Raw genomic sequence first — 24,187 nt, 5'->3', positions numbered from 1 at the left:
GACCTACACGGTGAATGTGGGAAACGAAGTAACACAGGTGACGGTAACCCCGGCAGTATCTCATGATGCTGCCACGGTGAAGGTCAACGGCGATGCGGTCACGAGCGGTTCCGCAAGCGACCCGATTCCGCTGAATGTCGGTCCCAACACGATAGAGGTGGAAGTGAGCGCCGAGGATGGCACGACAACGAAGACGTATACCGTGACAGTGGTGCGTGCGGCGAGCAGCGATGCCGATTTGAGCAATTTGGCGTTGTCCGGAGGAAGCTTGTCCCCCGCGTTTGCGAGCAGCACCATCACCTACACATCCAGTGTAGGGAATGAGGTAAACAGCTTGACCGTAACCCCGACAGTGGCAGACAGCACAGCGACGGTCACGGTGAACGGTACAGCTGTGACGAGCGGTTCTGCAAGCGACCCGATTCCGCTGAGCGTAGGAGACAATCCGATTACGGTCGTCGTCACAGCAGAAGACGGCACGACGAAAACTTACACCGTAACAGTGACACGGGCAGCGAGCAGCAATGCAGACTTGAGCAATTTGACATTGTCCGCAGGAAGCTTGTCCCCCGCGTTTGCGAGCGGGACTATCTTGTACACATCCAGTGTAGGGAATGAGGTAAACAGCTTGACCGTGACCCCGACAGTGGCGGACAGCACAGCGACGGTTACGGTGAACGGCACAGCTGTGACGAGCGGTTCCGCAAGCGACCCGATTCCGCTGAACGTCGGTCCCAACACGATAGAGGTGGAAGTGACCGCCGAGGATGGCACGACAACGAAGACGTATACCGTGACTGTGACACGAGCAGCTAACAGCAATGCAAACCTGGCCAATTTGGAATTGTCGCACGGAACGCTTGACCCCGTATTTGAAAGCAGTAAAAACACGTATACAGCTAACGTAGGGAATGATGTCGCTGTTCTTGCCGTAACACCCACAGTCGAAGCAGCTACCTCCACAATTACCGTCAATGGCTTGCCCGTTGCAAGCGGAGCAAGTCAAACAGTTGAACTGGAGCCGGGTCTAAACAGGTTAACGGTGAAAGTTACAGCGGAGGATGGAACAAGTAAAGACTACGAGATCGACATACGGCGATACAGCTCGCTGCTAAACGGCCTTGCGCTAAGCGAAGGAAGCCTGTCCCCGGGCTTCGATCCGGCAACTGCATCGTACCAGGTGAGCGTAACAAATAGCGTGTATGCCGTAATCGTGACGCCGTTGCCCATGGATGATACGGCAGATATCAAAGTGAACGGGATGACACCAACGAACGGAAGTGTGCAGGTTCCCCTTGACGTTGGAACGAATAAAATCACGGTAGAAGTAACGGCGTTAGATTTGTCTAGCTCGCTTTATACGATTCAGATCAAAAGATTCAGTATCGATGCCAGCTTGAGTAGTCTGACAATCCATTCAGGCACACTGGCACCGGATTTCACACCAACGGTTATGCATTATTCTGCCACAGTGACCAATGATGTATATGCCTTGAATGTAACTCCGACGGCCGCCAATCTCAACGCAGTGATCACGGTGAATGCTGCTCCCGTAACAAGCGGAAGCGCCATTGCTGTACCGCTTGAGGTAGGCAACAATACGATCACCATTGCAGTCGTGTCCGAAGATGGCACAACGGATGAAATCTACACATTGGTTGTTGCCAGAGAAGCGCTGCGCACTGTTGCTGATTTAAGCGCATTGACTGTCAACTCTGGCGCCTTGGAGCCGGCATTCGATCCGCTGCATACGGAGTATTCGGTAACCGTAGAAAGCAGCGTGACGAGTATTGCGGTCACTCCAGCGGCTGCGGACGAGAAGTCATCCATTACTATAAACGGGCAACTGGCGGACAGCGGCCAACCGTCGGCAGCAATTCCACTGGCTTATGGCAGCGATAATCAAGTAATCATCCGGGTAACTGCCGAAGACGGCAGCAGCAAGACTTATCGGATTACAGTGACTCGAAGGCCGTTGAGCCATAACGCCAACCTTATCGGAATCACATTGTCTTCCGGAACGTTGACGCCTGCATTCACACCTGACCAAACCACTTACAGCGCAACAGTGGCAAACAGAGTGACCGAAGTCACTATCACGGCCAGCGCTGAAGATGCGGAGGCGGCCGTCAGCATTGACGGTGAACCGGCAGCAACCGGCTCGCAAGCTGTAACAGTGCCCGTTCATGTAGGACGCAACAAATTTGACATTGTGGTAACAGCAAGGGACGGCAGTGTGCGGGAGTATGAGCTGGATATTTGGCGGAATAATCGCGCCGGCAACACACCAGGCGGGTCTAACAGTCCCTCGTCGTCTTCTTCCGATGATTTTGAGTTAGGAACGATTGTGCGGGATACAGCGCCGAATGGGCAATCCCGAATTACGGTGATCCTGGACCCGGATAAGCTCGGAGAAAAGCTGCAAAACGAAGGCAGGAACGCTCCTATCCTTATTCGGATTTCGGAGGCTGTAGATCAAGTTGTGACACAACTCGACGGGGCGAATCTGCAACTGATGCAGTCCTTGCAGGCGGAGCTTAGAATCCAGACGGAAACAGCAACCTACACTCTTCCCATGCATCATCTGATCTTGGATCAGGCTATGAGTGATATTCAGGCACATATGAGCTTCGAGGTGACGATCGCTTCCTTGACAGAGGGCGAAGCGGAACAAGTCAAGGCTTATGCAGATCAGGCTAACCTGACTCCGCTCATCTTCCCGGTGTCATTCTCCATTGCATTGGCGGATGGAGAGGAGCGTACTGGAGTTGCGCAATTCCATGCTTACGTGACCAGAAGATTGGTTGTTCCGGATGAGGTCGATCCCGGCAAAATTACAACAGGGGTGATTGTGCTCCCGAATGGTACGTTCCATCATGTGCCGACGAAGGTGGTTCAACAAGATGGCAAGTACTATGCCGAGATTAATAGCTTAACGAACAGCGCGTATACGCTCATTTATAACGAAGCAACCTTCGAGGATGCGCAGCATCACTGGTCCCGAGAAATCGTGAATGAAAGCGCGTCGCGATTAATCGTCAGCGGCAAGTCTGCCACGAGCTTCGATCCGAACAGCCCCGTGACGCGCGCGGAATTCGCAGCTATGCTGAACCGTGCGCTGGGCCTAAGCCAGACGACGAAGCAGCCGTCGTTCCGAGACGTTCCACGGACGGCTTGGTATTATGAGCCCGTCGCCATAGGCGAGGAATACGGGCTGCTCTCCGGCTTCGAGGACCAAACCTTTAAGCCGCGCGCCACAATAACAAGAGAAGAAGCGATGGTAATGATGAGCCACGCCATGAAGCTGGTTGGCCTGAGCGGGCCTGCCCCAGAACAGATGGACACAGTGCTCGGCCAGTTCCGCGACAGCTCGCAAATCAGCGCATGGGCTCGCGCAGCGGCGGCAGCCTGCGTTGACGCGAAGATCGTTCGCGGCAGCCACCAGCAGCTTGCGCCAAAATCGAATCTGACACGGGCTGAGGCCGCAACCATGATCATGGGATTGCTGGAAGCGGCGGATTTGATCTGATCTGAGCGAATACACCCTCTGTATGGACACGGGATTCCGAATTCAGGATTTCCCTCCATGGGAGGGTGTATATTTTGTTCAAGGGCGCATAGCTGGCTAAATGCGATGAGTTTGACTAGGACTGGCTGCCCGTTTTGGAAGGGGCACTTCCCATGGCAGCATGTGAACGGGAATTGTCCAAGTTTCTAACAATTGCAACAGAGAAGGCCAATGTGGTAGCTGCAATCTGCCTGATTATGGTCACTTGCCGCTTTCTCATGCTATGTGCTCATTCCTTCCATCCGTATTTGCCGGCTCTTCATCGTATCGGTGAAATCTGAAAGAAGGTGAAACAAGGCTTAACGTTCATTAAAAAAAATGCATGAGGAAGGGGGAAGTGTGAAAAGGAATGCAAAAAACGCCGGAACACTATGTCCCGGCGGTCCTTGTGCGCCGATTACACGCTGGCGGCTTTATTCTTCAGTTCATAAATGTATTGGGAAATGACATGTGCCATGTACGTGCACGTCCTCGACTACGCCGTAGTTCTTAGAAGGAATCTGGAGAACGATATCAGAGTGCTCGGCCATCTTGCCTTGATAATCGCCAATCATCGAAACGGTCGTGGCTTGGTTGGAGCGTGCATAAGCCAAGCCTTGGACAGCGTTCTGCAGCGATGATTTTGTGCCTGCCGCAGCGGAGAGCTTCCGGGAGCATGCGCTGCAAAACGCTTATAATTCGTATTTCCACGGCTCGTTCTATTGGGGCGACTGGGATATGTACTGGACCGATCATCACGATGACAAGCAGAATATGGTCTTGCGCGCAGTCAGCGGCGGCCCGGTATATTTCAGCGACAAGACGGGCAGGACGAAGGCTGAGCATGTATGGCCGCTGATATACCGCGACGGACAGGATTATTCACTGCGATCAGCCTGGCCAGCCGACAGCGGATTGTCTGACTATCGATCCTGTTCATGAACCGAAGCCGCTGAAGATTTGGAATCGTATCGGAAGTGCAGGGGTGCTGGCAGCCTTCCATATCCACGAGCGGGATGTCGAGATCGAAGGCAGCATCAGCCCGGCAGATGTACCGGGACTTGCAGGGAGTTCAGAGATAGACGAGTCATTTATCGTCTACGAGGCAACCCGACGTCAGCTAATGCGGCTCGAGGCGAATGAACAGCTTCCTGTTCGTTTGCAGCCGAATGAGGCATCCTTATATGTCATCTTGCGGGAACAGCCGGTTGTTACGCCGATTGGCCTTGTTCAGAAGCTGCTGTCAGCAGACGCGGTATTGACATGCCGGACGACAGGCAGGCAAACGACGGTAACATAGGAACAAAAAAACCGCAACTCCCATTGACAACAGGAATGAAAATCATTATCATTAACTATGGTCGAACTGATAATGATTATCAATGATTATCATTGTACATAATCGAAACAGGGAGTGGTTGAACGTGTCCCGTTTATTCGCAGATAAGCTGCATATTTCTTACGGCAGTCAGCCGATTGTCGAGAATCTTGATCTCGCCATTCCAGATGGCAAAGTGACCGCACTGGTGGGCGCGAACGGTTCGGGGAAATCAACGATTCTGAAGACGATGGCGCGCTTGATGAAGGCCAAGAAGGGGACGGTCTACTTGGATGGCAAGTCCATCTCGCAAATGCAGACGAAGGAGGTTGCCAAGCAGCTGGCGATTCTTCCGCAGAATCCGGTCGCGCCGGAAGGTCTGACCGTCAGAGAGCTCGTCGCATATGGACGCTTTCCGCATCAGAAGGGGCTTGGCACCTTGTCGAAGGAAGATAAAGCGATGATCGAATGGGCGCTGCAGGTCACCAAGATGGAGGAATTGGCCGAACGCCAGATCGAGTCCATGTCGGGCGGACAGCGGCAACGAGCCTGGATCGCTATGGCATTGGCACAGGGGACAGACATTCTGTTCCTCGACGAGCCGACGACGTATTTGGATATGGCCCATCAATTGGAAGTGCTCAAGCTCTTGGAGCAGCTGAATCGGGAAGAGGGCAAGACGATTGTGATGGTTGTCCATGATCTGAATCACGCCGCGTTGTATGCCGAGCATATCGTTGCGATCAAGCGCGGCAAGATCGTGCAGGCAGGCGATCCGGCGAAGGTTGTCACAAAGGGCATGCTGCAGGAGGTGTTCGGTATTGAGGCGGATGTGATTCCTTGTCCGCGTACCGGCGCGCCGCTATGCTTGCCATACGCATTAGTTGAGGAAGCGGGCAGCTCTGTTGTTCCGCTGAATGCAAAAACAGAACGGGCGCTGCAACCGCAATCTGGCAGACTGGAACGCGTTCAATCTTTATAAAAAAAACAGCAGCTTTCGCAACAGCAGGAGAGGGGAACTACATTCATGAAAACATTCGTCAAGCCATATTTACTGCTTATGATTTTATCCTTGGTTCTGGTTACGGCCGCCTGCGGCACAGCGGCTAATAATGGTGACAATCATGGAGCTGCGTCCAACAGCCAGGCCGGGCATGAGGACGGACATCCAGCCTCTCAAGACGACGTGTCCCCGGGGGATGAGGAACAGCTGGACGAGCCAATCACGATCGAACATGCGATGGGAACAGAGACAATCGACACGTACCCGAAGAAAGTCGTCGTGCTCGAATGGTCGCTCGCTGAGAACATGCTGGCCTTGGGTGTCCAGCCTGTAGGTGTCGCCGATATGGAAGGCTATAAAAATTGGGTTGGCGCCGGGGAGTTTGATGCCAGCGTGATCGATGTGGGAACGCGCCAAGAACCGGATCTGGAAGCGATCGCCGCTCTCGAGCCGGACCTGATTTTCGCCGTTGATTTCCGCGTAGCCCATTCCTACGAGCAGCTGGATCGGATTGCGCCGACTATCGTATTCGGTTCCGAGTTCGAGGAGAATTTGCGGGATCCATATCACTATATGGAAGAAACGTTCTATACGATGGCCCAAGTGTTGGGCAAGACGGAGAAGGCGGAAGAGGTGATGGCGCATCTGGAAGGTGCGTTCGAGAATGCGAGTCAAGCCTTGAAAGATGCGGGCCGGGATGGTGCGCCTTTCGTCATCAGCCAGGCTTGGACCAACCAGAATGCAGCAGTCATGCGCCTGTTTACAACCAATTCGATGGGGTCTCAGCTGTTGGAGAAGATCGGACTGCACAATGCGTTCGAATCGGATGTATTCCAGCCGAATGGGTTTGAGACAGCATCCGTGGAACGCTTGGCCGATGTGCAGGATGCGAACTTCTTCTATATTGCACAGGACGATGACAATCCGTTCGAGAATCAATTGAAGGACAACGCCGTCTGGAACGGACTGAATTTCGTGAAGGAAAACCGCTACTACGCCTTGGGCGGCGACATGTGGCTGTTCGGCGGACCGCTGTCATCGGAAAGAGTGGTTGAGAAGGCAGTCGAACTGCTGACCCAATGAGACAGAAAGTGACCTCGGCCCCCGCCCCGGCGGTGTGGACTACATTTGGCATGACATTCGGAGGAGGGCTGCTCCTCCTTTTTGTCCTTCTGTTCATTAGTCTGGCGCATGGCCAGGCGAATGTGTCTGTTCATGCTGTGCTGGAGGCATTGTTTGCACGAGCGGACAAGCTGGAGCATCATATCGTATGGGAGATGCGCTTGCCGCGGGCCGTCATGGCCATGCTGGCAGGTTCGGCATTGGCAGTGGCTGGGGTACTGCTGCAAACGATTACGCGCAACCCGCTCGCTTCGGCGGGGACATTCGGCATCAATGCCGGTGCCTATTTCATAGTCGTGTTGGCCGCCGTGTTTCTGCCTGCGCTGAAATCGGAAATGCCGCTGCTGTTGGCATTTGTGGGCGGTGCATGCGCCGCAGGCATGGCGTACGTGCTTGCCGGAGGAAAGCGAAGCACGCCTGTGCGCATGGCGCTTGCCGGGATGATTGTTACGCTGGTGCTCTCGTCCTTCACCAGCGCCATGCAGCTGCTGTTCGAGAATGAGACGAATGGGCTGTTTCTCTGGGGCTCAGGCTCGTTAATACAGGATAATTGGAAAGGCGTACAGCACGGGTGGGTCTGGATAATCGCCGGCTTGGTCATAGCGGTACTAATGACCCGGGCGCTGGATATGCTGGAGCTGAGTGAAGAGACTGCCCAGGCTCTGGGTCAGCGGGTAGACCGTATGCGGATCGTGGCACTGCTCGTCGCAGTGCTGCTCGCTGCAGCCACTGTAAGTGTAGTGGGACCAATCGGATTTGTCGGGCTGATCGCTCCGCACCTGATTAGATTAATGGGATTTCACAGGCACCGCTTGCTCATTCCAGGAAGTGCTTTGTGGGGAGCCAATGTGCTGCTGCTGGCAGATATCGTCTCCCAAATGTTCCGCAGCACGATCGGGGAGCTGCCGGCAGGCGTCGTCACTGCGATTTTGGGGGCCCCGTGGCTAATCTGGCTCGCACTGCGCAGTTCCAGAGAGGAGGCCGCCGCTGTGGGCGGTTCGAGCTCGATGAGCATTGGCATGTTGCACAATCGGCTTCCTTATCCTGTTCTGCTGTTCCTTGCCGTCAGCGTGCTGGCGCTTTGCTCGATTGGCAGCTTGCTGTGGGGAAGTACACGCATTCCGTTCACAGAATGGATGGCGGTACTGACTGGACAAGGGGAGAATGTGCTGCTGCAGCTGCGAATGCCGAGAGTGGCCGTTGCGATTCTGGCTGGAGCAGCATTGGCTGTGGCTGGAGCGACGATACAAGGGGCCGTACGCAACCCGCTGGCGGACCCGTCGATCATAGGCGTTACGTCGGGCGCAGGAGTGGGTGCGCTGCTGTGGATCACTGTAATTCCTTCCGCCAGTGCGGCATTCATTCCTTTGGCCTCCATGGCTGGAGCGGTGCTCTCCGCTGTCGTCGTCTATGCATTGGCGTGGAGAAAAGGGCTGCATCCGACTATACTCATCCTGATTGGCATTGCTGTGACTGCCGTGAATTCGGCGATCATCCATTTCCTTGTCATCCAGTCTGGCATGAGCGCAGCACCGGCGCTGGCCTGGCTGGCTGGCAGCACGTACGCGCGGGAATGGGGCGAAGTCAACATGCTGCTCGCCTTTCTCGTCATCTTGCTGCCTGCTGCCTGGCTGCTCGGCAAGAAGGTAGACTTGCTTGCGTTCGGCGACCAGACGTCGATGGGACTCGGGCTGAAGCTGCAGCGGACACGCATTTATGCGGCTGGCATTGGCGTGATGCTAGCTGCTGCCGCGGTCTCCGCCGTCGGCACGATTGGATTTATCGGTCTGCTTGCGCCGCATGCGGCCCGTATGGCAGTCGGTCACAATCATAGGCGGCTCGTACTGTTGTCTGCAGTGTTGGGCGCCATCATGCTGGTCATTGCCGATGTCATTGGCAGGGTGGCGCTGGCGCCGAAGCAAATACCGGCAGGATTAATCGTTGCCTTGATCGGCACGCCCTATTTGCTGATGTTGATGTTCCGGAGCCGAATGAGACGATTCTAACAAAGGAGTGTTCAATATGTTTATTCAAATTCGCACTATTACGGTGAAAGAAGGATATGCCGAACAGGTGACAGAGCGCTTTTCCGGAGATAGCCCGATGGACAAGATGGAAGGCTTGTTAGACCGTACCATTATGGTGAACAGAAAGAAGCAGGAGCATGAGGAAGTCGTCGTGATGGTACGCTGGGAATCGATAGAGGCGTGGAAAAATTGGGAGAAAAGCGATGTGCACATTCAAGGGCATCGGGAGAATAGAGGCAAGCCGAAGCCGGACTATATTATAAGCACCACCGTGAACATGTATGAGGTAGCAGCGGTAAAACCGGGTACGGCAACCGCATAGCACTGGCACAGAATCTTTCATAAACCATTGTTGTAATAACCGAAAGCGACGGGAGCGCGGACGGTTATTTTTTTTGGCCGCAAGCAATACTAGCTCCATCACTGATGAAGGATAACGTTGACAAGAGGGCTGATTCAAGTTTAGTATCAGGTTATCGATAACTTAAGTATATAAAGGAGGGGTGGTTGAATGTTGAAGCAAATGACAGCTGAAATTGAGAAAGAGCTGCATGAGCATATTATGCCTTTCTGGCTCAATTTGATCGACCGGGAGCATGGCGGTTTTTATGGACTTATGGATGTGAACCTGAATCTGAATCGCAAGGCCGATAAGGGCGGCATCGCAACGGCCCGCCACTTGTGGGCATTCTCTTCGGCTTATCGGGTTACTGGCAAGACGGCTTATCTCGAGGCTGCAAAGCACGCCTATGCTTTTTTGAAGGAAAAGCTTGTGGACCGGGAATACGGCGGGCTGTACTGGCTGGTTGATTATCAGGGGAATCCGTCAGATGACCGGAAGCATGTATACTGCCAAGGCTTCGGCGTCTACAGCCTGAGCGAATTCGCGCGGGCGACGGGCGATCAGGAAGCGCTGGCGCTGGCTCGCGAGCTGTTCGCGCTGATGGAGGAGCGCGGCTTCGACGAGGCGAACAACGCTTATAAAGAAGAATTCACCAGACAATGGGAAGAAAAGCCGAACGTCAGTCTGAGCGAGAACGGCGTGCTGGCGGATATTACGATGAATACGCATCTGCATGTCTTGGAAGCCTATACAACCCTGTATCGGGTATGGCCGAATGAGCGCCTGAAAGAACGAATGATCAATCTGATGAACCTGTTCCGGGATCGGATTTACGATGCGGAAGGCAAATACAACAAAGTGTTCTTTAATAAGCAATGGGAAAGTCTTCTGGATCTCAAATCATATGGGCACGACATTGAAGCCAGTTGGCTGCTGGATGAGGCAATCAAGGCGGCGAATCTGACTGACGATTCCTATTTGCGCATGGTTAAGGAGCTGGCGTATGCGATTGCAGATACTGCGGTTCTGCCGGACGGCTCGATCGCTAATGAAATCCATGGAGACCAGTTGGACGACAGCCGGGTTTGGTGGGTGCAGGCAGAAGCGATAGTCAGCTTTGTCAATGCCTACGAGCGCACGCAGGATCAACGGTTCATCGAGCTGGCTCAAGGGGTGTGGGACTATACGAAGCAGGCGATCATTGACCATCGTCCCGGCGGGGAGTGGTATTGGTCTGTTGACGCGGATGGCAAGCCTACGAGCCGCAACGTGGCTGATCCATGGAAAGCATCCTATCATAACGGACGGTTCTGTCTGGAGATGATTGAACGGAATGCGCATTGACAAAAAAACAAGTCCATTGTATGATTTACCGTTAGTGTATGTGTGTCATTTTAAATCGTACTAAAGGATGAGTATAAAAAGGGGGGACAGCATCTGAAAAGCAGCGGAAATGTGACAATGCGCGATATTGCGAACAAACTGGGCGTCAGCAGCGTCACAGTCTCGAAGGCGCTCAATGACAAGGAAGGCGTAAGCGAGGAGCTGAAGGACAAGATCAAGCAGCTTGCCGCAGACATGGGCTACCGCTTTAATTCCGTTGCCCGTTCCATGAAGGATGGCATGTCCTATAATATCGGGGTTGTCATCCCGGAACGCTTCGCCGGGGCCAACCAATTTTACTTGCATTTCTATGAACACCTCTCCAAGGTGCTGGACAGCCACAAGTATTACGGCATCCTGCAAATCTTGGGCGCCCAGGATGAAGAGCAGCTGGTGCTTCCCCGCATCTACCATGAGAAGAAGGTAGACGGCTTTATCATTTTGGGACAGATCAGCAAGGAATATATTGAGCTGCTGCAGCAGACAGATGTCCCCTTTTTATTCTTGGACTTCTATACCGATGACGTGGATATTGACTCCATCATTTCGGACAATTTCTACGGGATGTACGAAATGACCAATTACTTAATCAAGCAAGGACACAGAAAAATTGCATTTGTCGGCAATATCTATTCGACCAGCAGCATTCAGGATCGCTTTCTTGGCTACTACAAGTCCATTTTGGAGCATCATCTCAAGCTGAAGGAGGATTACGTAATTCCGGACCGGGATCGCAGAGGGATCTTCATCGATTTGCAGCTTCCTGATGAAATGCCAACGGCCTTCGTATGCAATTGCGATCATATCGCTTATATTTTAACGAACAAGCTGAAGCAGATGGGCTATCGCGTGCCAGAGGATTGTTCCGTGGTCGGTTTCGACAACGATATTTATTCCGCCATTTGCGATCCGCAGCTGACGACTGTGGAAGTGAATGTGGAAGAAATGTCGCAAGCTGCCGTCAAGAGCATCATCCAGAAGGTAAGAAATCCGAAGTATACGATTGGCCGACAGATGGTGAAAGGCACAATCATTCACCGCCAGTCAGTATCGGCCATTAGGCAGAGCGTATAATAGTTTCTACTGAATCGCATATGATTTATTGCAGACTGTCTTCCGCGGTTGAGACCATTCAACCGGAGGGCAGTTTTTTTATTTGGAACGGGAAGTCCAGCAGATTCCAGCACAGGAAGCTGTGTGCATATCTTCCTTCTGCGCGAACCATACTAACCGTGCTAAGAGTTGGCTTGACATACAAGCGGCTTATCTTTTCAAAGACTTGCAGGGGGTATGATGCGATGACCAGACAAAAATACACAATGCTGCTTCTGTGCTTGCTGCTGCTAATTGGTGTAGTGGCGGGTTGCGGCGGGGGCGGCAATACTGGCGAGGGAGGGGCTGCGGGGAACGGCGGCGGAGCCGGAAATGGCGGCGCCCAAAACGGCGATCGGGCCCCGGAGGATATCCGGGGAGATATTACGGTCCTTACGAACCGTACCGACATCGTGGATACCGTATTTCGGGAGCAGTATGTACCGCGATTCAATGAGAAGTATCCCAATATTAATGTGGACTTTGAAGCCATTACCGATTATGAAGGCCAAGTGAAAATTCGCATGAACACCAAGGACTACGGAGATGTGCTGCTTATACCGAATGATGTAGTGGCCCAGGATTTGCCTACCTTCTTCGAGCCGCTCGGATCGGTCGAGAATCTGAGCGAGAAATACCTGTTCGTTGACGAGAAGTCGTATGAAGGCACTTCCTATGGCATCCCGATTACCGTAAATGCCCAGGGCATTGTTTATAACCGAAGGGTATTCGAACAAGCGGGCATCACGGAGCTGCCGATGACACCGGAAGCTTTCATGGCGGCCATGCGGGCAATTAAAGAAAATACGGATGCCATTCCGCTCTACACGAACTATGCTGCCGGCTGGCCGCTGACTCAGTGGGAACCGAACCGTACGGCGATTGCCGCTGATCCCGACTTCGTCAACTATGAGCTGGTGCGCGACCCGGAACCGTTTCAACGGAACAAGCCGCATGGCGTCATATATGGCTTGATGTATGACTTGGCAAGAGAAGGGCTGATTGAACGGGATCCGACGACAACCGATTGGGAAACATCGAAGACAATGATGGCGAATGGCGAAATTGGAGCAATGGTACTTGGCTCCTGGGCCATTACGCAAATTCAAGGACAGGCGGAAAATCCGGAAGACATTGCCTACATGCCGTTCCCCTATACAAGCGAGGATGGAACCATTTACTCCACTTCAGGGGGCGATTACAAGCAAGCGGTTAACGTTAACTCGAACAATAAGGAAGCTGCGTTGGCATGGCTTTACTGGTTCGCCGATGAATCCGGCTATGCAACCTCGGAGGGCGGCATCTCGCCATTGAGGGGCGAAGCTATGCCCGAGACATTGGCCAGCTTTGAAGAGCTTGGCGTAGAACTGATTGCTGACCGGCCGGCACCTACAGAGGAGACAGGCTGGGTCGACCGAATTGACCAGCAATCGGAGGTAGGGTTGCTGCAGCCGAACTTTAAGCAGCGCATCATTGAGGCGGCTTTGGGCAACCGGAAAGAGTCGCTCGATGACATATTCGCCGACTTGAATAATCGGTGGGCGCGCGCCATGCAGGACGTTACCGGACAGTAACCGCACTAGTTGAATTGGAGAGGGACAGGAGGTACAGGGGGAGGGCTGGCATGCCCTTCCCCTATCTCCAAGCCGTAGGAATCAGCATCATGCGCATGGGAGGATGCCAGTATGGCCAGCACAGTAAGTAACCAGCAAGGCGGCGGAGGGCAGAAATTTGCGCTTTCCTTTGCGCGCTTAAGCTATAAGGCGCAGCGGAGAGTCATTATCATCGCATTTTCCATCATTCCCCTTGCGTTTTTGATTACCTTTTCGTATTTCCCTCTGTATCGGATGATTTACTACAGTTTTTTCTCCTGGAACGGATTTTCCAGGAATATGCAATTTATTGGATTGGACAACTATGTCACCATCTTTACGCGGCCAGAATATTTCGGTGTTTTTACTGTCAGTCTGTATTATTTTGTCGCTACCTTTATCCAGATGGGGCTTGCCCTGTATTTTGCCACTATACTGAGCTTCAAGGTGCGGGGCAAAAACTTTTTTAAGGGCGTGCTGTTTTTTCCATTTTTGCTGAACGGGGTGGCAATCGGTTTTATTTTTATGTATTTTTTCCGCCCCGACGGCACGCTGGATGCTTTGCTGCAAGTCCTTGGATTGGGAGAGTTTACGCAACTTTGGCTTGGCAATCCGGACATTATCAATGTTTCGCTGGCAGCTACTTCGGTTTGGCGCTACATGGGCTTCAACTTTATCATTTTCCTCGGCACGATCTCGTCCATTCCGGGGGATATCTATGAAGCGGCGGATATCGACGGAGCCAACCGCTGGCATCAATTTCGCTACATTATCATGCCGAGCATACGGCGAATCATTGAGCTGAATGTTATTCTGTCCATCAGCGGCGCGATCAGCGTGTTCGAGATTCCGTACATCATGACAGGTGGGGCTAACGGCAGCCGCACCTTCGTCATCCAGACGGTGGAGACGGCATTCAAATTTAGCAAGTTTGGTTTGGCGTCCGCCATGGCCGTTGTGCTGCTCTTGATCGTTATCATCGTGACTTTGATTCAGAACAAATTGTTCGGTGAGAAAGGAGCTTGATCGGACTATGCGGCTCAACTACACCGTCATGTCAGTATTCAAGTACTTCACATTGATACTGGGGGCATTCGCGGCGCTGCTGCCGCTCATTGTCGTACTCTTTACTTCACTGAAGTCACGTGCGGAGATGGCACGCTCGACAGCGCTCTCGCCGCCTGAGAATTGGCTGAATTTCGCCAACTACCGCAAGGCATTCGTCGATGGCAATATGCTGGTCGGCTTCATGAATACGGTGATCATCCTGGCGATTTCGATTGTGGGTGCCATTCTGATCGGTACAATGATTGCTTATATTCTGAGCCGCTTCGAATTTTTCGGAAGCAAGGCCATAATGGGGCTCTTTCTGCTGGCTACCCTGATCCCCTCGGTTACGACACAGGTCGCCACATTTCAGATAATCAATGACCTCGGTCTGTTCAATACACGCGCTGCGGCAATCGTGCTGTTCATGGGGACAGATATTATTTCTGTCTATATTTTTATCCAGTTCATCAGCCAAATCTCCCAGCAGCTGGATGAATCGGCGATGCTGGACGGCGCTTCGTACTTGACGATTTTTGCTCGCATCATTCTGCCGCTGCTGAAGCCGGCGATTGCAACGGTGCTTATCGTGAAAGGGGTCAATATTTATAACGACTTCTACATTCCGTTTCTGTATATGCCGAAGACAGAGCTGCAGGTAGTCTCAACAGCACTATTCAAGTTCAAAGGGCCTTACGGCACGCAGTGGGAAATTATCAGTGCGGGGATTATGATCGCGATACTGCCGACATTGATTGTGTTCTTGTCCCTGCAGAAATATATATACAATGGCTTCACGCAAGGTGCTGTGAAATAAGTGCAGACTGACGCGAAGGTTGGCGCGAGCTCCAGCCGGCTGCTGCTGCAAAGGATCGGAGAAATAACAGACGTAGATGGTCTTATACCGCAGGATATGGCACATCAAATGAAAATAACGGAATTCCCCGGTCCTATTGGCGGCTCGTTTTCTTGTTCATTCAGTTGATCGCGGATTTAAGTCCGTATTTTTCCTCTAAAGAATGCCACTAAGTTAGTTCTTAATGCTTTTCGACCACGAATTTCTCTTATTATAATGCTCCCGCCGAAGTTGTTCACTGCACGCGAGCTATCCTCACTTTTCGAGCATACCGCGTGTTGCCCAATGATGTACGGGATTCGGCCGTCGACCGGACAGGCAAAGCAATATGTCTCCGGGGTGACAGGTGTGGATGGCTCTGGTTGCATTGACAAAACAACTGGGGGAGTTTAATATTTGCTTATCGATTAGCTAATAATTATTCGCTATTATGCTTGTATCATTGGAAAGGTGGAGATAACATGGTTCACAGCAAATATCATGAATTGCTCAAGCAGCAGGAACAATTGTTGAGCCGTCCGAACAAAGTGAAGTCTGATTTCTATAATGGAGTTTACGAGCGCTATGAATACCCGGTTTTGACCCGGCATCACGCACCGCTGCATTGGCGTTTTGACCTCAATGAGGAGACGAATCCGCATTTCATGGAGCGGTTGGGCATCAACGCAACATTGAATCCCGGAGCTATCTATCTCAACGGCAAGTATTATATGGCTGTGCGGACGGAAGGACTTGACCGCAAGTCGTTTCTGGCGATTGCCGAGAGCGACACGGGGATTGACAACTTCCGCTTCTGGGATTACCCGATGACATGGGACGACATCGAGAAGGAAGAGACGAATGTATACGATGTCCGGCTTGTGCAGCATGAGGATGGCTGGATTTACGGTATTTATTGCTCCGAGAGCAAGGACCCGGACGCCCCTCCTTACGATACGTCGAGCGCTGTAGCTCAAGCGGGGATTATTCGGACGAAAGACTTGAAGAAATGGGAGCGCTTGCCTAACTTGAAGACGCCTTCGCCGCAGCAGCGCAACGTTGTCCTGCATCCTGAATTTGTGAACGGCAAGTACATGTTTTACACCCGCCCGCAAGACGGATTCATCTCGACCGGGACTGGCGGCGGTATTGCTTACGGCTTTAGCGACAGCATGGAAAATCCGGAAGTGAAAGAGGAGAAGGTGATTCACGGACGGAAATACCATACGATCTACGAGGCGAAGAACGGGCAAGGGCCTGCGCCAATCAAGACGGATCGCGGCTGGATTCATATTGCGCATGGCGTGCGCAATACCGCAGCCGGCTTGCGCTATGTGCTTTATGTGTTCGCAACCAGCCTGGAGAAGCCGTGGGAAGTCATTGCCGTGCCGAGCGGCCATTTCATCGCTCCGTATGATGATGAGCGTGTTGGCGATGTCAGCAATGTCATCTTCTGCAACGGCGCCGTCGTGAATGACAAGAACGAAGTATTCATCTACTACGCTTCCAGTGATACAAGATGCCATGTGGCGACAACTACGCTGGAGCGTCTGGTGGACTATACCTTCCATACGCCTGAAGACCAATTCCGCTCGCTGCCGAATGTGGCGCAAAGATCCGAGCTGATCAGCAACAATTTGAAGCTGCTGGGGAAAGCATAAACCGACAAGTCCGATTTCGATTTGCAAGAGCCGTTCCAAAGTGAATCTTTGGAGCGGCTTTTGTGCTTGTCGGGGAGTGTAATGCTGGGAAAAAACAGCTGCAATGGTGAGACGGCGGGGGAATAGGAGGGGGAGTCCTATAATATTATGTTAGTAATAAAATATGTCCAGATCACTAACAATTGGGGTGTTAACCTAGACGGATGAGGAGCCTCCGAAGGGCGTGTTTGCTTTATCTGATTATTGAAAGCGATAACAAGATGTACCCCCGAAAACGAAAAATATCGTTGACAGGTAAGCGTTGCCATTATACAATTGACCTGTAACTTAACCGATAAACTTATTTAGAGGGGGATTCGCATGAGAGGCAAAAAGTTTTGGTTAGTGGCACTATCTTTAGTATTTGTTTTGAGCCTGTTAGCAGCATGCGGCGGCAATAACAATGCTAACGAACCTGCTAACAACACCGGAAACAACTCGTCTTCGAACGGCGGCAACGCTGGAGGCGGTGGAGATGCAGCGCCCGAGGATATCAGCGGCGAGATTACCGTGTTGACGCAGCGGACGGATATTGTTGATTCTGTGTTCCGTCAGCAGTATGTGCCGCGCTTCAATGAGAAGTATCCGAATATCAAGGTGAACTTCGAAGCGATTACCGATTACGAAGGCCAAGTAAAGATTCGGATGAATACGAAGGATTACGGTGACGTTCTTCTGATTCCAAACTATGTGTTGCCGCAAGACTTGCCAGACTACTTCGAACCGCTTGGCACAGTGGAGGAGCTGAGCGAGAAATACTTATTCGTGAACGAGCAGCAGTATGAAGGCATTTCTTACGGTATTCCAATCACGGTCAATGCACAAGGAATTGTGTACAACAAGAAAGTGTTTGAAGCAGCAGGCGTAACGGACGTTCCTAAGACTCCGGAACAATTTATGGATGCATTGAGAGCAATTAAAGAAAAAACAGACGCTATTCCACTGTATACGAACTATGCCGCAGGATGGCCGCTGGACCAGTGGGAAGGCAACCGCACTTCGGTAGCAGGCGATCCGAAGTTTACGAACTATACGCTGGTTCGCGATAAGGCGCCGTTCTCCGAAGGCAAGCCGCACTATGTCATCTACAAATTAATGTATGATGCCGCTAAAGAGGGTCTGATCGAGAGTGATCCGACCACTACAGACTGGGAAACTTCCAAACCTATGATCGCCAATGGCGAAATTGCCACGATGGTACTGGGATCCTGGGCAATTACGCAAATGCAGGAATTCGCTGATGACCCTAACGATATCGGGTACATGCCGTTCCCGTACACGAATGCAGACGGCAATGTTTACTCCTCTTCGGGCGGAGACTTCAAGCAAGCGATCAATGTTCACTCCAGCAACAAGGAAGCCGCAAGAGCGTGGGTATTCTGGTTTGCAGACGAATCCGGCTATGCCGTTTCCGAGGGCGGTATTTCCCCTCTGAAGGGAGAGGCAATGCCAGAAACGCTCAAAGCTTTTGACGATCTTGGTGTTGTCCTGATTTCGGAAGAGCCGGCTCCAGACGAAGAGAATGGCTGGCTGACTATGATTGATCAGCAGTCCGAGGTTGGCCTGTTCGCTTCCAACTTCAAGCAGCGAATTATCGAAGCGGCGATTGGCAACCGCAACGAGACAATTGAGGACATCTTCGCCGACCTGAACGAAAGATGGGGCAAGGCTGTCGAACAAGTGACGGGAGAATAAAATAGTCTGAAACAGAAGAAGGGAAAGCGCACAGTGCTCTTTCCCTTCTATAAATTCAGCATACTTACAGAAGGAATCATCTGGACTGTCAGCATTGAGCCTGACGGCGGTGGAGGGATAATCATGTCTGGTATGACAAACCAACCGGGAGGCGGCGGATCGCGATTCGCGCTATCCTTTTCCAGCTTAAGCTACAAGGCCCAGCGGCGAGTGATTATCGTGCTGTTTTCGCTTATCCCCTTGGCGCTTTTGGTTACATTTTCATATTTGCCCTTATACCGGATGGTATATTACAGCTTCTTCAGCTGGAACGGCTTCAGCAAGAACCTGACATTTGTCGGATTTGATAACTACGTAACAATCTTCACGCGGCCGGAATACTTCGGCGTGTTCAAAGTGAGTCTTTACTACTTCTTCGCCACCTTCGTGCAGATGGCGATTGCGCTCTACTTCGCCACGATTCTGTCGTTCCGTGTAAGAGGCAAGAATTTCTTCAAAGGCGTGCTGTTCTTCCCGTATTTGTTGAACGGGGTAGCAATCGCCTTCATCTTTATGTATTTCTTCCGTCCTGACGGCACATTGGATGCTCTGTTGCGGCTGTTTGGTCTGGGCGAGTATATCCAATTGTGGCTCGGGAATCCCGATATTATCAACATTTCCTTGGCGGGAACGTCGGTATGGCGGTACATGGGCTTCAACTTCATTATCTTCCTAGGGGTCATTTCATCCATACCGAGCGATATTTATGAGGCTGCGGATATAGATGGTGCCAACCGTTGGCATCAGTTCCGATATATTATTGTTCCGAGCATTCGCCGAATCATCGAACTGAATGTCATCTTGTCGATCAGCGGCGCGATTGCAGTCTTCGAAATTCCGTACATTATGACAGGCGGTGCGAATGGAAGCAGTACGTTCGTCATTCAAACCGTCGATACGGCATTCAAGTTTGGTAAGTTCGGACTGGGCTCGGCGATGGCGGTTGTGCTGCTGATCATCGTCATCCTTGTGACGCTGATCCAGAATAAACTGTTCAAGGAGAAGGGAGCCTAAGCATGGAGAAAGCCAAATACACATTTTTTTCTGTCTTGAAGTACGGTTCGCTGCTGCTTGGGGCTTTCGCGGCATTGCTGCCGCTGGTTGTGGTGTTGTTCACCTCTTTTAAGTCGCGTGAGGAAATGGCCAACTCTACGGCGCTGACGCCGCCGGAGGACTGGTTGAACTTTGATAACTACAAACGAGCATTTTTCGAAGGGAATATGACGGTCGGCTTCATGAATACGGTGATCGTGCTGACGATTTCGATCGGAGGAGCCATTCTGATCGGGACGATGATCGCCTATATTTTAAGCCGATTCGAATTCAAGGGAAAGAATGTCATCATGGCGCTGTTCCTGTTCGCGGTCTTGATTCCGGGGGTTACGACACAGGTGGCAACCTTCCAAATTATCAACGATTTGGGGTTGTTCAATACGCGGGCATCGGCGATATTGCTGTTCATGGGGACGGACATTATTTCAATTTATATTTTCATCCAGTTCATCAATCAGATTTCGAACCAGCTGGACGAGTCGGCGATGCTGGACGGCGCATCCTACTTAACGATTTTCGGCAGAATTATATTGCCGCTGCTGAAACCGGCGATTGCGACGGTGTTTATCGTGAAGGGCGTGGCGATCTACAACGACTTCTATATTCCGTTCCTGTATATGCCGAAGGAAGATCTGCAGGTCGTATCGACTGCGTTGTTCAAGTTCAAGGGACCGTACGGAACGCAGTGGGAAATTATTAGCGCGGGCATCATGATCGTTATTCTGCCGACGCTGATCGCCTTCCTGTCCTTGCAGAAATATATCTATAATGGCTTTACGCAAGGCGCTGTGAAGTAAGGCATAATCGCATAGAGACGGGAAGTGGGGCCACTGGGAGGAAGCCGCAAGCTGCCACGGTGGCAATCGCCTCCCGTCTGTTTTGTGTCGGGCAGGACATTCATTATATAGAAAGAAAAGGAGATTGGACATGAGCGAATCACCAAATCAAGTCAAAATTATAGGGGCTTCGCTTCCGAATATGCCATGGGAAGAGAAGCCGGAAGGATATCGCGGACCGGTATGGCGACATTCTGCGAATCCGGTTATTGCACGCAACCCGGTAAAAGGCATAGCCCGTATATTCAACAGCGCCGTTGCGCCCTATGAAGGCAAGTTCGTTGGCGTATTTCGCGCGGAGACGGTAAATGGCCGCCCGCACCTCCACTTGGGATGGAGCGATGATGCGCTGCATTGGCAGATTGAAGAGGAGCGCATACCATTCGTCGATGAATCCGGCAAAAGTTACATGCCGCTCTATGCCTACGATCCTCGGCTTGTGAAGGTCGAGGACACTTATTATATCATTTGGTGCACAGACTTCTATGGCGCTTCCCTGGGCTTGGCGAAGACGAAGGATTTCAAGACATTCGTCCGTATGGAAAATCCATTCCTTCCGTTCAATCGCAACGGGGTGTTGTTCCCCAAGAAGATCCATGGCAACTTTGCCATGCTGTCGCGTCCGAGCGACAGCGGCCATACGCCGTTCGGGGACATTTTCCTCAGCGAAAGCCCGGATCTGCTCTATTGGGGCAAGCACCGCCATGTCATGAGCAAGGGCGGTCACGGCTGGTGGCAAGCCTTGAAGATAGGCGGCGGACCTGCCCCGATTGAAACGACGATCGGCTGGCTCATGTTCTACCATGGAGTCACGCAGACGTGCAACGGGTATGTCTACAGCATGGGCTCCGTCATTCTGGACAAGGATGAGCCTTCCAAGGTGAAATACCGCTGCCAGAACTATGTGCTCACCCCGGAAGAATGGTACGAGGAAAGAGGCTTTGTCGACAATGTCATCTTCCCTTGCGCGACCCTGCATGACGCAGACACCGGGCGTATCGCCATCTACTATGGCGCGGCTGACACATACGTCGGCTTGGCCTATACGACTGTAGAAGAGATTGTCGCGTACACCATTGAGCATCACGAGACTCTAGGCGACGATGCAGAGTTGGGCAGGCTGTAAGAGTCTGTTGCGGTGAGTCCCATTTAATGATTTCGCTAATGATAAGGCTATTCGGAGTCCTGCCTGGTCGGCGGGACTTCCGTGCTTAGAGAGAACCATACTCAAATAAAAGGAGAAGAATAGAAATGAAGTACATCAAAGGCGTAACTTTCGGATGGATGGCAAGGAAGGGCGATTTTCTCAAGGAAGAGGCCAAGGATTCATTGAGGCTGCTGAAAGAGCGTACGAGCGCGGACACGGTCATTGTGGCGCTGGCCGCCTTGCAGGACACAGCTCAATCGGAAGAAATCGACTATATAGGCGATCATATGGTGAGCGATGAAGAATTGGAGACGATGATCCGTTATGCCCAGTCGCTCGGACTTCGCGTCATCATGAAGCCGGCGGTCAACTGCCGCAATGGCACTTGGCGCGCTCATATCAATTTCTTCGATTTGGAGGTTCCGTGCGAGCCGAAGTGGAGCAATTGGTTCCGCAGTTATACGGAATATCAGGTGCACTATGCAAAGCTGGCAGAACGCACAGGATGCGAGATGTTCATCATCGGCTGTGAGATGGTGCAAACCGAGCGGCGGGAGGAGGAATGGCGGCAGACCGTGCGTGCTGTCCGGGAGCACTTCTCTGGCCTGATCACGTACAATACGGATAAATACCAGGAAAGCAATGTGAAATGGTGGGACGAGCTTGATGTGATCTCCTCCAGCGGTTACTACCCGATTGACGATTGGGACAACCAGCTGGCGCGCATCAAGAAGGTCGTCGACCGCTACCAGATGCCGTTCTTCTTCGCAGAGGCCGGCTGCATGAGTACAGAAGGCTCCGCGCAAGTGCCGAACGACTGGGGGCTCCCGGGCAAGCTTAGCCTTGAGGAACAGGAGCGCTATTACAAGGTTATGACACAAAAGCTGCGCGAGCAGCCTTGGATCGAAGGGATCGGTGTCTGGGATTGGAGCGCGCTGTTGTATCCGGCTGAGAAAGCGGCGGAGGATAGTAAATACGCCTTGTACAACAAGCCGGCAGAAAAAGTGCTGAAAGCGTTCTTCGAGTCATTGTAATTTTTGGACAAACTTTCTCGATCAAGAGGTTTTCGTAGAAAAGTGTCGAACCTTAAAGTATTGCATGTTCGTGCATAAGTATCCAATCCAAGACAATGCTTTGAGGTGCTGCATGAAGACAGTTCAAAAGTGCGTGATCGCGTCTATGATTCTGGTTCTGCTGGCGGCAGCGTTTCCCGCTACGGCTGGACTTGCGGACAACGGGAACAGCGCGGTTTCTATAGAAGAATGGGAAATGCTGTGGGAGCCTGCGGGCAGCAGCTGGACGATAGAGGATGTCAGGAACAGCGAGGAGTGGTTCGCGGCTGGGACCGGGCATCCTTTTCCTGCTTGGCCCGAGGGTGCGACAGATGGATGGGTGCGGATCCAGATTCCGAATCTGAACCATACTACCCCGACTAGCGGCCTTTACTTTCCTATGATATATGGAAAAAACCTTGAGTTTTATCTGGAGGACCGACTGATTTACAAAACGTTTCGCAAAGCGGATACGGAACGACACCATTTAGTCCTTTCGCTGGATTCGGACGCGGGGAGCAAAGATCTGTACATTCGGATGATGGGGTTATTTAAGCGGGTGGGTCTGGCTCAAGCGCCTCAACTCGGAGATTTTCAAGAGCTGAATCACGGCTTTTTAGGGAAAAATATCCCAGACTTGATATTGGCAGGCGGTTTTTTCTTTCTTTCGATCAGTATGCTGGTCTGCCTGATCTTTTTGCGGCGCGCACAACGCAGTCTGTGGCTGGCTTTGGCACTCGTTATTTTGAGCTCGGGTCTTTTTGTTTTTTGCCACTCCAGGCTTATGCAGATGGTTTATGTGGAGTTCGGGGTAATTCTGTTGCTGCTGTTTGACCTTGCGATGTTAACTTTTACGGTCAGCCTGACCTTCTTTGTCGAGCAGATTATTGTTGGGAAGATGAAGAAGATTGTACGGATCTATAGAAAAGTTCAATTCGTTTATTCCTGTATCTGTTTTCTTGTGCTGTTGATCTGGCATGCTACGCATGGTCTCATATCGGACCTTTACTACTTTTTTAGTGTAACGCTGATGAGTGTTTTTTTGCTGACGCAAATGGTTCTTTTGCTTACTGCCTCGGTTACGCAAGCGGTCAAGGGAAACAAGGAGGCGCAGCTGTTTGCAATTGGGGTAGTGATTTTCGGAAGCATGTCTATCACAGATTTATTGTTTTACATTTTTCAGGACAGAATTTATGAATTCGTACTGTACAAGTGGGGATTGGCAGGGTTTGTCGTTGTATTAATTGTCTTGTTGGGCCGTCGTTTGGCGAATGACCATGAACGCTTATATCAATATTCAAAAGAATTGGAGATGTTCAATAACCAGTTGCAGCACTTGTTACTATTCCGTGATAA

At 51.7% G+C, this 24,187-nt stretch carries 19 protein-coding genes and 1 pseudogene; all 20 read left to right on the top strand.

What is annotated here, in order from left to right; genetic code table 11:
• Positions 1-3,529 (top strand): cadherin-like beta sandwich domain-containing protein (locus XYCOK13_RS16535; RefSeq protein ID WP_213413342.1); only part of this gene is annotated, 3,529 nt, incomplete at its 5' end.
• A 152-nt stretch (positions 3,530-3,681) separates the two neighbouring features.
• Positions 3,682-3,849: a hypothetical protein gene (locus tag XYCOK13_RS16530; protein ID WP_213413341.1), complete on the top strand. Its 168-nt coding sequence runs from the start codon at positions 3,682-3,684 to the stop codon at positions 3,847-3,849.
• 343 nt (positions 3,850-4,192) lie between these two features.
• Positions 4,193-4,489, top strand: a complete 297-nt coding sequence (locus tag XYCOK13_RS22185) for a Sip1-related alpha-galactosidase (RefSeq protein ID WP_213413340.1) — start codon at positions 4,193-4,195, stop codon at positions 4,487-4,489.
• The gene (locus XYCOK13_RS22180) at positions 4,425-4,847 is read left to right on the top strand and encodes a Sip1-related alpha-galactosidase (protein WP_213413346.1); all 423 of its coding nucleotides are present in this window, start codon (positions 4,425-4,427) and stop codon (positions 4,845-4,847) included. Before XYCOK13_RS22185 ends, XYCOK13_RS22180 begins: the two co-directional genes overlap by 65 nt.
• 124 nt (positions 4,848-4,971) lie before the next feature.
• Positions 4,972-5,847: an ABC transporter ATP-binding protein gene (locus XYCOK13_RS16515; RefSeq protein WP_213413339.1), complete on the top strand. Its 876-nt coding sequence runs from the start codon at positions 4,972-4,974 to the stop codon at positions 5,845-5,847.
• Positions 5,848-5,892: 45 nt separating this feature from the next.
• The gene (locus XYCOK13_RS16510) at positions 5,893-6,951 is read left to right on the top strand and encodes an ABC transporter substrate-binding protein (protein WP_213413338.1); all 1,059 of its coding nucleotides are present in this window, start codon (positions 5,893-5,895) and stop codon (positions 6,949-6,951) included.
• A gap of 50 nt (positions 6,952-7,001) precedes the next feature.
• Complete coding sequence (locus XYCOK13_RS16505) at positions 7,002-8,996, top strand: iron ABC transporter permease (protein ID WP_244865214.1); 1,995 nt, start codon at positions 7,002-7,004, stop codon at positions 8,994-8,996.
• Between the two features lie 16 nt (positions 8,997-9,012).
• Positions 9,013-9,339: an antibiotic biosynthesis monooxygenase gene (locus tag XYCOK13_RS16500; RefSeq protein WP_213413336.1), complete on the top strand. Its 327-nt coding sequence runs from the start codon at positions 9,013-9,015 to the stop codon at positions 9,337-9,339.
• Between the two features lie 192 nt (positions 9,340-9,531).
• Positions 9,532-10,704 carry an AGE family epimerase/isomerase gene (locus XYCOK13_RS16495; RefSeq protein ID WP_213413345.1) on the top strand — a complete coding sequence of 391 codons (1,173 nt, stop codon included), beginning with the start codon at positions 9,532-9,534 and terminating at the stop codon, positions 10,702-10,704.
• Between the two features lie 117 nt (positions 10,705-10,821).
• A complete protein-coding gene (locus XYCOK13_RS16490) occupies positions 10,822-11,817 on the top strand; it encodes a LacI family DNA-binding transcriptional regulator (RefSeq protein WP_213413344.1) in 996 nt (331 codons plus the stop codon).
• Positions 11,818-12,041: 224 nt separating this feature from the next.
• Complete coding sequence (locus XYCOK13_RS16485) at positions 12,042-13,409, top strand: ABC transporter substrate-binding protein (RefSeq protein WP_213413335.1); 1,368 nt, start codon at positions 12,042-12,044, stop codon at positions 13,407-13,409.
• A 111-nt stretch (positions 13,410-13,520) separates the two neighbouring features.
• A complete protein-coding gene (locus tag XYCOK13_RS16480) occupies positions 13,521-14,453 on the top strand; it encodes a carbohydrate ABC transporter permease (protein ID WP_213413334.1) in 933 nt (310 codons plus the stop codon).
• Positions 14,454-14,460: 7 nt separating this feature from the next.
• Positions 14,461-15,291 (top strand): carbohydrate ABC transporter permease, encoded by an 831-nt coding sequence (locus XYCOK13_RS16475; protein WP_213413333.1) that lies wholly within the window; start codon positions 14,461-14,463, stop codon positions 15,289-15,291.
• 500 nt (positions 15,292-15,791) lie between these two features.
• A complete protein-coding gene (locus tag XYCOK13_RS16470) occupies positions 15,792-16,970 on the top strand; it encodes a glycoside hydrolase family 130 protein (protein ID WP_213413332.1) in 1,179 nt (392 codons plus the stop codon).
• 360 nt (positions 16,971-17,330) lie between these two features.
• A complete protein-coding gene (locus tag XYCOK13_RS16465; RefSeq protein ID WP_213413331.1) occupies positions 17,331-18,704 on the top strand; it encodes an ABC transporter substrate-binding protein in 1,374 nt (457 codons plus the stop codon).
• A gap of 132 nt (positions 18,705-18,836) precedes the next feature.
• Positions 18,837-19,757: a carbohydrate ABC transporter permease gene (locus XYCOK13_RS16460; RefSeq protein ID WP_213413343.1), complete on the top strand. Its 921-nt coding sequence runs from the start codon at positions 18,837-18,839 to the stop codon at positions 19,755-19,757.
• A 2-nt stretch (positions 19,758-19,759) separates the two neighbouring features.
• Positions 19,760-20,593: a carbohydrate ABC transporter permease gene (locus XYCOK13_RS16455; RefSeq protein ID WP_213413330.1), complete on the top strand. Its 834-nt coding sequence runs from the start codon at positions 19,760-19,762 to the stop codon at positions 20,591-20,593.
• 130 nt (positions 20,594-20,723) lie between these two features.
• Entirely contained in the window at positions 20,724-21,758 is a 1,035-nt protein-coding gene (locus XYCOK13_RS16450; RefSeq protein WP_213413329.1) for a glycoside hydrolase family 130 protein, read from the top strand.
• Between the two features lie 125 nt (positions 21,759-21,883).
• Entirely contained in the window at positions 21,884-22,813 is a 930-nt protein-coding gene (locus XYCOK13_RS16445) for a glycoside hydrolase family 113 (RefSeq protein ID WP_213413328.1), read from the top strand.
• Between the two features lie 145 nt (positions 22,814-22,958).
• A pseudogene (locus XYCOK13_RS16440) lies at positions 22,959-24,187 on the top strand (hypothetical protein); the annotation flags it as partial.

It is taken from the genome of Xylanibacillus composti, from assembly GCF_018403685.1.
GTDB lineage: Bacteria > Bacillota > Bacilli > Paenibacillales > K13 > Xylanibacillus > Xylanibacillus composti.
The sequence above is the reverse complement of the archived record's forward strand: the minus strand, read 5'-3'. Positions and strand labels throughout refer to the sequence as shown.

Coding starts and splice junctions, on each gene's coding strand:
- XYCOK13_RS16530 (WP_213413341.1), top strand. CDS start 3,682: ATGGCAGCATGTGAACGGGAATTGTCCAAGTTTCTAACAATTGCAACA.
- XYCOK13_RS16510 (WP_213413338.1), top strand. CDS start 5,893: ATGAAAACATTCGTCAAGCCATATTTACTGCTTATGATTTTATCCTTG.
- XYCOK13_RS16505 (WP_244865214.1), top strand. CDS start 7,002: ATGACATTCGGAGGAGGGCTGCTCCTCCTTTTTGTCCTTCTGTTCATT.
- XYCOK13_RS16500 (WP_213413336.1), top strand. CDS start 9,013: ATGTTTATTCAAATTCGCACTATTACGGTGAAAGAAGGATATGCCGAA.
- XYCOK13_RS16490 (WP_213413344.1), top strand. CDS start 10,822: ATGCGCGATATTGCGAACAAACTGGGCGTCAGCAGCGTCACAGTCTCG.
- XYCOK13_RS16485 (WP_213413335.1), top strand. CDS start 12,042: ATGACCAGACAAAAATACACAATGCTGCTTCTGTGCTTGCTGCTGCTA.
- XYCOK13_RS16480 (WP_213413334.1), top strand. CDS start 13,521: ATGGCCAGCACAGTAAGTAACCAGCAAGGCGGCGGAGGGCAGAAATTT.
- XYCOK13_RS16475 (WP_213413333.1), top strand. CDS start 14,461: ATGCGGCTCAACTACACCGTCATGTCAGTATTCAAGTACTTCACATTG.
- XYCOK13_RS16470 (WP_213413332.1), top strand. CDS start 15,792: ATGGTTCACAGCAAATATCATGAATTGCTCAAGCAGCAGGAACAATTG.
- XYCOK13_RS16465 (WP_213413331.1), top strand. CDS start 17,331: ATGAGAGGCAAAAAGTTTTGGTTAGTGGCACTATCTTTAGTATTTGTT.
- XYCOK13_RS16460 (WP_213413343.1), top strand. CDS start 18,837: ATGACAAACCAACCGGGAGGCGGCGGATCGCGATTCGCGCTATCCTTT.
- XYCOK13_RS16455 (WP_213413330.1), top strand. CDS start 19,760: ATGGAGAAAGCCAAATACACATTTTTTTCTGTCTTGAAGTACGGTTCG.
- XYCOK13_RS16450 (WP_213413329.1), top strand. CDS start 20,724: ATGAGCGAATCACCAAATCAAGTCAAAATTATAGGGGCTTCGCTTCCG.
- XYCOK13_RS16445 (WP_213413328.1), top strand. CDS start 21,884: ATGAAGTACATCAAAGGCGTAACTTTCGGATGGATGGCAAGGAAGGGC.